This window comes from Brucella daejeonensis (genome assembly GCF_014199265.1).
In the GTDB taxonomy this organism is placed as follows: Bacteria; Pseudomonadota; Alphaproteobacteria; order Rhizobiales; family Rhizobiaceae; genus Brucella; species Brucella daejeonensis.
Genome location: NZ_JACIJG010000018.1, coordinates 52410 through 62427 on the forward strand (window position 1 = coordinate 52410; position 10018 = coordinate 62427).

Sequence of the window (10018 nt, forward strand, 5' to 3'; positions counted from 1 at the left end):
CGAAGAAGCCGCTCATCCGAACAGGAATGAGCGGCGTCGTGTTCACGCTGCCTGGGAAAGCGTGTCTGTCACCGGTTCCCTGTGCAGGGAGGAAGCGAGGATGATTCCCTCCGGCCAGCGGTTGAAGCCGCTTGCCACGTTGATGTGGCCGGCATGCCCGAGATCAACGAAGCCCGAACCCCACACATGCGCCAGAGCTTCCGCCTTGGCAAAGCTCATATACTCGTCGTTGCGGCTCGCAACGACGATGGAAGGAAAACCCAATTCCTGACGTGGCAGGGGGGCGAAGCTTTCGAACCGGCGGTCCTTGCGGGCCATGGTTTCGGCATCCGCTGGCGCTACCAGCAGCGCGCCTGCGACATGTGACGCTGATGGGCGGCGTGCCAGATGCGCCACCAGTGCGCAGCCAAGGCTATGAGCGACCAGAACCGCACCGGGATTTTCGGCGAGCCTGGCTTCGAGCGCGTACATCCAGTCGGATAGCACCGGATAATGCCAGTCGTCCTGCTCGACGAGCAATGCTGACGGATCGTCATGCAACCATTGGCGCTGCCAGTGGCCTGCTTCCGATCCCTTGTAACCGGGGATGATCAATGTCGCAGGCATTCGTTGTTCCTCTTGGATCGGCCTTGGGAGGCATTGTTTTCGCAATTGCGAAACTCGTTCCAAAATAGGTGGTCAGCGGCCCATTTTTAAGCAAAGTGAATTCAAATCGAGGCGAAGGTCGCGAAAATTATACTCCGTTTCCGCATTGTCGCTATTGTCGGTGTTTTTCGTTCCAGCGCAGTACGAATTGCGATTTCTCGAATACGAGCACGACCACCAGCGACATGGCGAAGGGGATGAGCAGATAGAGAAGGCGGAAAACGATCAGGGCCGCGAGAACATCCGCTTGATCCATATCCGGCAAGCCCGTCAGGAATACGAGTTCCAGGACGCCAAGCCCGCCCGGCGCATGGGAGATAAGTGCGGCCGAGAAGGAGACCAGAAAGATGCCGAGAATGATCAGGAAACCGGGATTTCCCGCCTCGGGCAAGGCGAAATAGATGATGCCGGCGGCACCGATCAGTTCCAGCGGAGCGACGATCAGTTGCTGCGCCACGACGGAAAGGCGCGGATATTCCAGGCGGAAGCTGCCGATCTTGAGCGGACGAAGGCGCAACCAGCTTCCAAAAATATAAAGCAGCACGGAAGCAAGCATTATCAAGGCAATGATAACGGAGATCGTGGGGGTCAGTTCTTCGTTGAAGCGCATGAGAATATGCGGCTCCAGCAGAAGGACGATACCGGAGGTGATGATGACGCCGAGAACGAAGGTGAAGGAGCAGAAGGCAATCAGGACGGCGATTTCGCTGCCCGGCATCCCTTGCGAGGAATAGGCGCGATAGCGGACAACCGCCCCGGATACTACCGAGGCGCCGATATTGTGCGACAGAGCATAGGTGGTAAAGGAGCAGAGCGCGATAAACAGCCAGGAAATCCTGCGCCTGAGATGCAGGAGCGCGATGCGATCGTAACCTGCCAGCGAACTATAGGCGAGCAGTGCCGCAGCTGTAGCAAGCACCCAATGCTGCATACGAATGGCATAGAGACTGTCCAGAACATCGTCGAGGGAAATGCTGCGCAGCTCACGATAAAGAAGCCAGGCCGACACGCCAACTGCACAAACACCTACGATCGGCCAAATATAATCCTTTGCCTTCATCGACCGGTTACCATGCCGTCATGCTTCATGTCGTCCCCCTTTGTGCCCATTGTATCGGCTAGCGTATCTTCCGATACTATCCCCATTTCGCTGCTCTGAAGGCCTGTTCGTGCGGAAACTGTTTCACCGTTTCTCTTTTTGACCTCAGTCCCGATTGCCTTGGCCATGGCAGCCGCGATCTCTTCTTCACCCAGGATGACGAAGTTGGCGCCAAGATCCTGTAAATATTGCGCTTCCGCATTCGAGCAGGCGCGAACAACGATATTGATAGCCGGATTGGCGGCCTTAGCCAAAGCGGTCACTCGCCCTGCCTCGAAGGCATTAGGGATCGCTATGACCAGATTTTGCGCCGCCCCAGGGTTTGCGGCATTCAGTATTTCGGCATCCGACCCGTTGCCTGCAATGGCTTCGATATTTTTTTCCTTCAACGACGTGCAGATTTTGGGCGAGTCCTCGATGACCAGATAGGGCGCGGCCTGATCCTGTAATCCGACTGCGAGCCTGCTGCCGATCTGCCCATAGCCGACAATAATGGTGTGTCCGGTGAGAAGGGTTTGCGGTAGGGGTTCAGGTTCCGAAATACGCGGCTCGGCAAGCGCGCTTTCATCTGCTGGTGTTTCGCCCTTGCTGCGCTTTTCGATCCATGGCCTCATGCGTTCGGCGACGATGAACATCACCGGGTTGAGGAAAATCGACAGGATCGCGCCTGCCAGAATGAGATCGCGTCCGGCGGGCGGAAGAAGATTGAGGCTGACGCCAAGACCCGCAAGAATGAACGAGAACTCGCCGATCTGCGCAAGGCTGGCTGAAATGGTAAGCGCTGTGCTGACCGGGCGGCGAAAAGCACGCACGATGAAGAACGCCACGACCGACTTGCCGATCAGGATAATGGCGAGCGTTCCAAGAAGCGGCAGCGGGTCCCTGAGCAGGCTCATCGGATCGAAGAGCATTCCGACTGAAATGAAGAACAGGACCGCGAAAGCGTCGCGCAGGGGAAGGGATTCTTCCGCTGCACGATGGCTGAGTTCGGATTCGCTCATCACCATGCCGGCAAAGAAGGCACCAAGCGCAAAGGAAACACCGAAGAGGTGCGCAGCTCCGAAAGCCACGCCCAGTGCAATGGCGAGGACACCGAGGCGGAACAGTTCCCGAGAGCCGGTTTGGGCCACGACTTTAAGGAGCCAGGGGATGACCTTGCGTCCGACTATCAGCATCAGGGCGACGAACAGGATGACCTTGCCGATTGTCAGGAGAATGATGCCGCCGATACCGAGACCGAGCCATGTGACGAGGGGATCGCTTGCCGCAGTGCCTGCCGCGCGACCCGTCACGCTGGCGATTGCCGGAAGCAGCACCAGCGCGATTACCATGGCGAGGTCTTCGACGATCAGCCAGCCAACGGCGATGCGGCCGCGCTCGGTGTCTATCAGGCGGCGCTCCTGCATGGCGCGAAGCAGGACGACCGTACTTGCGGTTGAAAGAGCCAGGCCAAAAACGATCCCGGCCTGTATGTCCCAACCGAGAATGAGGCCGAGGCCCGTACCAAGCGCTGCCGCCGTCACGATCTGCGCCAGCGCGCCGGGAACGGAAATGGCTTTGACGGAGAGCAGGTCTTTCAGGGAAAAATGCAGGCCGACGCCGAACATCAGCAGAATGACGCCGATCTCGGCAAGCTGCAGGATGAGGTCCTGATCGGCAACGAAGCCGGGTGTGTGCGGTCCGGCAATGACGCCTGCGAGCAGGTAGCCGACGAGGGGAGAGATTTTCAGTCGGGTGGCTATCGCACCAAAGATAAACGCAAGGCATAACCCAATGACGATTGTCGCAATCAAAGGCGTGTCATGGGGCATCAGATGCCTTTCCCCTCTATTCTTTCGATTTTAAAAATGGGGCCGGGCAAGGGCAGAAGCCTTGCCCGGCAAGTGGGCTATTTCTGGGCGACCGCGCCTTCTTCCGCCTGCTTGTGCGCTTGCTTGCGACGTTGCCACCAGTCGCCGAGCAACAGGAGGATCGGTGCCGCAATGAAGATCGAGGACGAGGTTGCGATCACGATACCGAACAGCATAGGCACGGCAAAATTGTGAACGGCGCTACCGCCCCAGATGGCCATCGGGAACATGCAGAGGAAAGTTGTCATCGACGTGTAGACACAGCGCACGAGCACCTGATTGATGCTCATATCGATGATCTCGCGCAGCGTTTTCGACTTATAAAGCCGCATGTTCTCGCGCATACGGTCATAGACCACCACCTTGTCGTTCACCGAATAGCCGATGATCGTCAGCAGTGCCGCGATAGCGGTCAGGTTGAAGTCAAGCTGCGTCAGCGCGAAGAAGCCGATGATCTTGGTTGTATCCAGAACGAGCGTGACAATGGCGCCGAGAGCGAAGAACCATTCGAAACGCCACCAGATATAGAGCAGCATGGCGATGGCCGACAGAACGACGGCGATCATGCCCGATCGAGCCAGTTCGCCGGAAACTTTCGGGCCAACCACTTCCGTGCGTTCGATCTTTACGCCGGGGTCGAGTTCGGTCACGGCCTGACGCACCTTGCCGACTGCGACCGATTGCGCTTCTTCGCCTCCGTCCTGACGCTGAACGCGGATCAAAACCTGACTTGGGCTACCGGCGGTCTGAAGGGCGACTTCGCCCAGATCGAGCGAGCCGAGCTTGGCGCGAAGTTGTGCGAGGTCGGCCGGCTGCGAGGTCGTAATTTCTGCCTGGATGCCGCCCTTGAAGTCGATGCCGTAATTCAGGCCGGGCGTGAAGAACAGAATGATCGAGGCGATAGACAGGAAGATCGAGACGCCGATACCGATGAAGCGCGCGTTCATGAAGCGGAAATTCGTGTTTTCGGGTACGAATTTCAGGAACGGTTCAATGTGGAGCACCTTGAGCTTACGGCGGCGGACGAACCACGACATGATCATGCGCACCAGTGTAACGTCGGTGAACATAGATATGGCGATGCCGAGCATCATGGTGACCGCGAAACCGCGTACCGGGCCGGTGCCGAACAGGAACAGAAGAATGGTCGCCGTCAGCGTGGTGACATTGGCGTCCACAATGGTTGCAAAGGCGCTATGGAAGCCCTTGTCAAGCGACGCCATGGCGCCAAGACCCTTTCGGGTTTCTTCGCGGATACGTTCGTTGATGAGGATATTCGCATCGACTGCGATGCCGATACCGAGGATGATACCCGCGATGCCCGGCAGCGTCAGTGTCGCTCCAATCAGGCTCAATGCCGAGAATGTCAGCACCGTATGGAGTAGCAACGCAATATTCGCGATTACACCCCAGAACCCATAGAGAAGCAGGATGAAAACGGCCACGAGCGCGAAGCCGATAATGCCTGTCAACAAGCCCATCTTGATGGCGTCGCCGCCAAGGTCCGGGCCAACGGTGCGTTCTTCGATGACAGTCAGCGGAGCGGGCAGGGCGCCTGCGCGCAGAAGGGCGGAGAGAACGACCGTATCCTGAACGGTGAAGCTGCCGCTGATCTGACCCGAACCGCCGGTGATCGGCTCGCGAATGACCGGTGCGCTCAGCACCTTGCCGTCAAGGACGATGGCGAAGGGACGGTTGACGTTCTTGGTGGTGATGTCGGCGAACTGGCGCGCACCGAGACTGTCGAAGCGGAACGAAACGATAGGCTCGTTGGTGCGCTGGTCGAAGCCTGCGCGCGCATCGGTGAGGCGTTCGCCGGAAAGCGCCACCTGATCCTCGATGGGATATTTGACGCTCGGGTCTTTCGAATCCGGCATGATGGTCACGCCCGGAGGCGGCGTATCGTTCGGATTGGCGTCTGCGACCATGTGGAAGCTCATCTTCGCGGTGCTTCCGAGAAGCTGGCGGAGCTGGGCAGGATCCTGGAGGCCGGGAAGCTGGACGACGATACGGTCCGAACCGACACGCTGGATCGAAGGTTCGGCGACGCCGACCTGGTCAACACGCTGACGGATGATCTCAAGGCTCTGCTGAAGCGCTGAATCGAGGCGGTAATTGAAGCCGGCCTCGGTGAGCGTCAGGCGTATCTGATTGTCGCTCGACGCGACGTCGATATCGTTGATAGCCGTACCGAAGCCGCTGGTATTGACCTGGGAGATCAGGGTGCGCAGGGCTGTTTCGGCTTTGGCGCGCTGGTCCGCGTCGGGAATGGTCACGACGACGGCGTCACTGACCGCGCGAATGGATTGCGGCTGAATGCGCTCGGCGCGCAGCTTGCTGCGGGCATCGTCGAGCAGGGTACGCAGGCGATCCTTTTTGAGGCTTGCCGCATCGACTTCAAGCACAAGATAGGAGCCGCCGCGCAGGTCGAGACCGAGCGTAACCTGACGCTTCGGGAACCAGGACGGCATCGCCTCGAGTTGCTTTTCGGTAAAGAAGTTGGGCAGGGCGACAATAACGCCGATCGCAACGACCAGGCTATAAAGCACAGCCACCCATTTCGAAGTACGCATGGATTAAAGTTCCGCTTGGTATGCCCTGTATGCCACATTCGTAGCAGTGGCGCGGGCATTGTTGTAATGGCTTCGGGATTGATAGGAGCCAATCTGCAAGAAAGGCGTATTATGCGCTTTTCGGAGGCGCACGGGCGGAGCCGAAATTTCCCCTCAGAACTGTCAGACGCTGAAAGTTCTGCGCGGCTTCGGCAGATCGAGCGACTTCAGAGGGGAGGTCGGACGCCCCGGCAGGCAAGGCCGCTTTGGCGCCGTCCAGATGGGCTGCCTTGATCTTCGATGCGATGACATCGATCAGGATAGCGCGCATCGGTTGCTGGGCCGGTGTCGATTGCTGGCGTGCCGGTGTCGCGGGGACGCGGTCGATCTGCCTTGCGGCTATGCGGCCAGGCTGGCTGTGGACACGATCCCCGTCCAGCACCGAAAAGTCGATTGCAAACAAAAAGGCCGCAAACGACAGAACACACGTAACGAACAGCATGAAGCCGTGTCGTCGGTGCCGATCCGTGTTTTTCATGCCCTTCATCAAATCGCCAAGGCTTTCGTTAGAGTCTAACCGTGGAGTTAAGCCAGCTTTTCACACTCATTGCGAATCCTCATTAATCATTTGTGTTCGCGCGAACAAGGGAATACTGGCATCAATGCCATTCTTATAACCTATCCGGCCGCTTCCCGCGTGTCGCGAAATCTTGTATTGAACCGCGCCTCGCATCCGTATTGGGGCGTTTTATGTTGAAACCGTGGCTTTGTTTAACGGCAGAATGGAAATTGGCATACTCATCGACGTTTCGCGTTCTTGCATTTTCTTTTCTTGTCGGCGCCTTGTCACTGGGCGGCATCGCATCTGCCGTCTCGCAGGATGACAGGGCGCAGAACGATTTAACGGAACAGGCGCCTGCACCTGTTTCCAGCGTGGTGCAGCAGCAGAAGCCCGTCATCAACGACCTGAAGCAGCAGGCGCAGAAGATCGGCGATCAACTGCCGAAGGCGGCTTCGAGCGATGAGGCGCTTGCAAATCTCAAATTGCAACTGGACACGCTTTCCAGGAAGATACTGGATGCGGGCGTATCGTTCCGTCCCCGCCTGACGGAAGTGAATACCCGTCTGGAACAGCTTGGCCCTGCTCCGTCGGGCGATCAGCCGCCGGAACCGACCATTGTCGCGGATGAACGTGCCCGGCTCGCTGCCGAAAAGGCCGTGATCAACGCCCTCGTGGGCGAGGCGGAAGACACGTCGCTTGCCGTTAATCAAATGTCGGCGAAGATCGGCGACATGCGGCGTGACCTCTTCGCGAGGACACTCTCGCAGCGCGTCAATCTCGATACGACACTGGGCACGGAAGTCGCTTCCGCCGCAAGCGACCAGATGATCTCGCTCTGGCGTATCGTTCAATCCTGGTGGCGCTTCGTCGGCACATTCAAGCTCAAGTCGTTTCTGGCTGCTGCTTTCTTCGCTTTTCTGGCTGCATTGATTATCCAGCTCGGTGCGCGGCGTGTTCTTGGAACAATCTACCAGCGTGATCCGACAATTGAATCTCCCTCCTATCTGAGCCGCCTTTCGGTGGCTTTCTGGTCGACGGTCATACCGTCTGCCGCAGTCAGCGTCTTCTTTGCCACTACCTACTTTTTCATGAACTATTTCAATGTTCTGAGAACGGATATTGCATCGCTTTGCCAGTCGCTGTTTATCGTTCTGGGGCTGGTTTTCTTCATTCATCGGCTGGCCTCCGCCTGTATCAGTTCCGATATGCCGCAGTGGCGGCTCGTTCCGGTGGCGCCGCGCCCTGGTCGGATATTGAACTGGCTCATAACGGCGACAGCACTGACAAGCGGGCTCGATTCATTCTTCGGGACGGTCAATCAGATACTGTCCTCGCCCTTGTCGCTGACGATGGCAAAAAGCTTGCTGGCGACTGTCATGGTGGGTGCGCTTATCCTCGCAATCGCGTTTCTCAAGCCGGTCGAGCGTGAAGGGGATGGCGCCGTTCATGCATGGCCGCGCGGCTTCAGGACATTCCTGATCATATTGGGACTGCTGCCCATTCTTGCCGCGGGTTTCGGCTATATAGGCATGGCGCGATTCATATCGCAGCAGATCGTGGTGACAGGCGCGTTTCTGGTCACGATGTATATGGGCTTTCTGACGGGGCGTGCGATTTCAGATGAGCAGGCCTTTGCATCGAGCCAGATCGGCAAGGCAATGCGGGAGCGGTTCCATTTCGACGATGCGACCCTCGACCAGCTTGGGCTTGTAGCAGGTATTCTGATCAATCTCATCGTGGCGCTCATCGGCATTCCGCTTGTCTTGATGCAGCTTGGCTTCCAGTGGGCTGAGTTGAAGAGCACTTTCTACCGACTGATGACCGGCTTCCAGATCGGCAGCATATCGATCTCGTTGATGGGGCTGCTGACGGGTGTGCTGCTCTTTGTCATCGGTTATCTGCTGACACGATGGTTTCAGAACTGGCTCGATAACAGCGTGATGGCGCGGGGGCGCGTCGATTCCGGTGTGCGCAACTCCATTCGCACCATTATCGGTTATGTCGGCCTCTGCCTGGCGGCGCTGATGGGGGTTTCTGCCGCCGGGTTCAACCTTTCCAATCTTGCTCTGATCGCTGGCGGTCTCTCCCTCGGTATCGGTTTCGGCCTCCAGAATATTGTCCAGAATTTCGTTTCCGGTCTTATCCTTCTGGCGGAACGCCCGTTCAAGGTCGGTGACTGGGTGGAAGCCGGTACGGTGAGCGGTGTTGTGAAGAAGATCAGCGTGCGTGCGACGGAGGTCGAGACCTTCCAGAAACAGTCGATCATCGTACCGAATTCCACGCTCATCAACGGCAATGTGGGTAACTGGACCCATCGCAACAAACTCGGACGCATCGAAATCAATGTGCAGACTTCTTATACGGAAGACCCGCGCCGGGTGTACGGGATACTGCTTGAAATCGTCCGCGGCCATCCCTCCATTCTGAAGAACCCGGAGCCGTTCGTTGCATTTCAAAACATGACCGGCTTGCAGCTGATCTTCGATGTCTATGCCCATGTGGCTGATATCACGACGACGGTCGGCATCAGGAACGAACTGCGATTCCAGATAGTCGAACGCTTCAACGCCGAGGGGGTGCAGCTGGGTTCGTCCTCGACGAATCTTGTGGTTCGTCCGCAGGAGATCGAAGCGTTGTCGAATACGATGCACAGGGACAAGCCCGAGACGATCAAAAGGAAAAAGACAAGCGATAGGCCTGATGCGGGGCAGGAGACGGACGACGACCGGGCTTGACGGATGGGCGTTCAGTTGCAGTTCAGTTTTGTCCGCTTATAAAGTGGTAGCAAGAGAGTAACAGGGTTCGCTGGATCGTGGACATATCGCGGCAGGAGCGATGGAAAGGTCGGGACGGTATGAACAGTAAACAAGTCATCAGCTTGGCCAAGCTGGCGCTCGTTGCGGCGATTGTTTTCGCGGCTTCGGCTGGAGGGGCCTATGCTGCCACGATTTCCAACAATGACAGCGATCCGCAGACCGTCGTGGTCACGGAAGGCGCTGCCAAACGCGAGATGATCGTCGCGCCCGGCGAAACCGTCGATTTTTGCCCGTCCGGCTGCTTCGTCACCTTTCCGAACGGTGATCGTGAAGCCCTGACCGGCGATGAAACGGTCACGATCAGCGGCGGCGCGGCTTCCGTAAAATAATCGGCCCGTCGCGTTTCATAACGAAAAAGCCGAGGCTCCGCCCCGGCTTTTGTTCTTGGACAACACAGTTTTAGAGCCTTTCAGGTTTTGACGGAAGCGTATCCGGCGCTTTCGAAGTAGTTTGAACATTCGGCTGGTTCGATGGTTGTGACGAGGTGGCCGATG

Annotated in this window: 7 protein-coding genes; 2 read left to right on the plus strand and 5 right to left on the minus strand. The window is 57.6% G+C overall.

The features are described from left to right. Positions 1 to 42: 42 nt before the first annotated feature. From FHS76_RS18310 to FHS76_RS18330, 5 genes are all read right to left on the minus strand, one after another. Entirely contained in the window at positions 43 to 606 is a 564-nt protein-coding gene (locus tag FHS76_RS18310) for an alpha/beta hydrolase (RefSeq protein WP_183656226.1), read from the minus strand. Between the two features lie 151 nt (positions 607 to 757). Continuing rightward, positions 758 to 1705: a lysylphosphatidylglycerol synthase domain-containing protein gene (locus FHS76_RS18315; RefSeq protein ID WP_183656229.1), complete on the minus strand. Its 948-nt coding sequence runs from the start codon at positions 1703 to 1705 to the stop codon at positions 758 to 760. Further along, the gene (ybaL, locus tag FHS76_RS18320) at positions 1702 to 3555 is read right to left on the minus strand and encodes a YbaL family putative K(+) efflux transporter (RefSeq protein ID WP_183656232.1); all 1854 of its coding nucleotides are present in this window, start codon (positions 3553 to 3555) and stop codon (positions 1702 to 1704) included. The genes FHS76_RS18315 and ybaL overlap by 4 nt, the downstream gene beginning before the upstream one ends. A gap of 77 nt (positions 3556 to 3632) precedes the next feature. After that, positions 3633 to 6167 carry a protein translocase subunit SecD gene (gene secD, locus FHS76_RS18325; protein ID WP_183656236.1) on the minus strand — a complete coding sequence of 845 codons (2535 nt, stop codon included), beginning with the start codon at positions 6165 to 6167 and terminating at the stop codon, positions 3633 to 3635. A 109-nt stretch (positions 6168 to 6276) separates the two neighbouring features. Next, positions 6277 to 6693 carry a hypothetical protein gene (locus FHS76_RS18330; protein WP_183656240.1) on the minus strand — a complete coding sequence of 139 codons (417 nt, stop codon included), beginning with the start codon at positions 6691 to 6693 and terminating at the stop codon, positions 6277 to 6279. Between the two features lie 203 nt (positions 6694 to 6896). Here FHS76_RS18330 and FHS76_RS18335 point away from each other — a divergent pair, with 203 nt between their 5' ends. Then, positions 6897 to 9443: a mechanosensitive ion channel domain-containing protein gene (locus tag FHS76_RS18335; protein ID WP_374828649.1), complete on the plus strand. Its 2547-nt coding sequence runs from the start codon at positions 6897 to 6899 to the stop codon at positions 9441 to 9443. 119 nt (positions 9444 to 9562) lie between these two features. Next, positions 9563 to 9853, plus strand: a complete 291-nt coding sequence (locus FHS76_RS18340; protein ID WP_183656244.1) for a hypothetical protein — start codon at positions 9563 to 9565, stop codon at positions 9851 to 9853. Positions 9854 to 10018 lie beyond the last annotated feature (165 nt).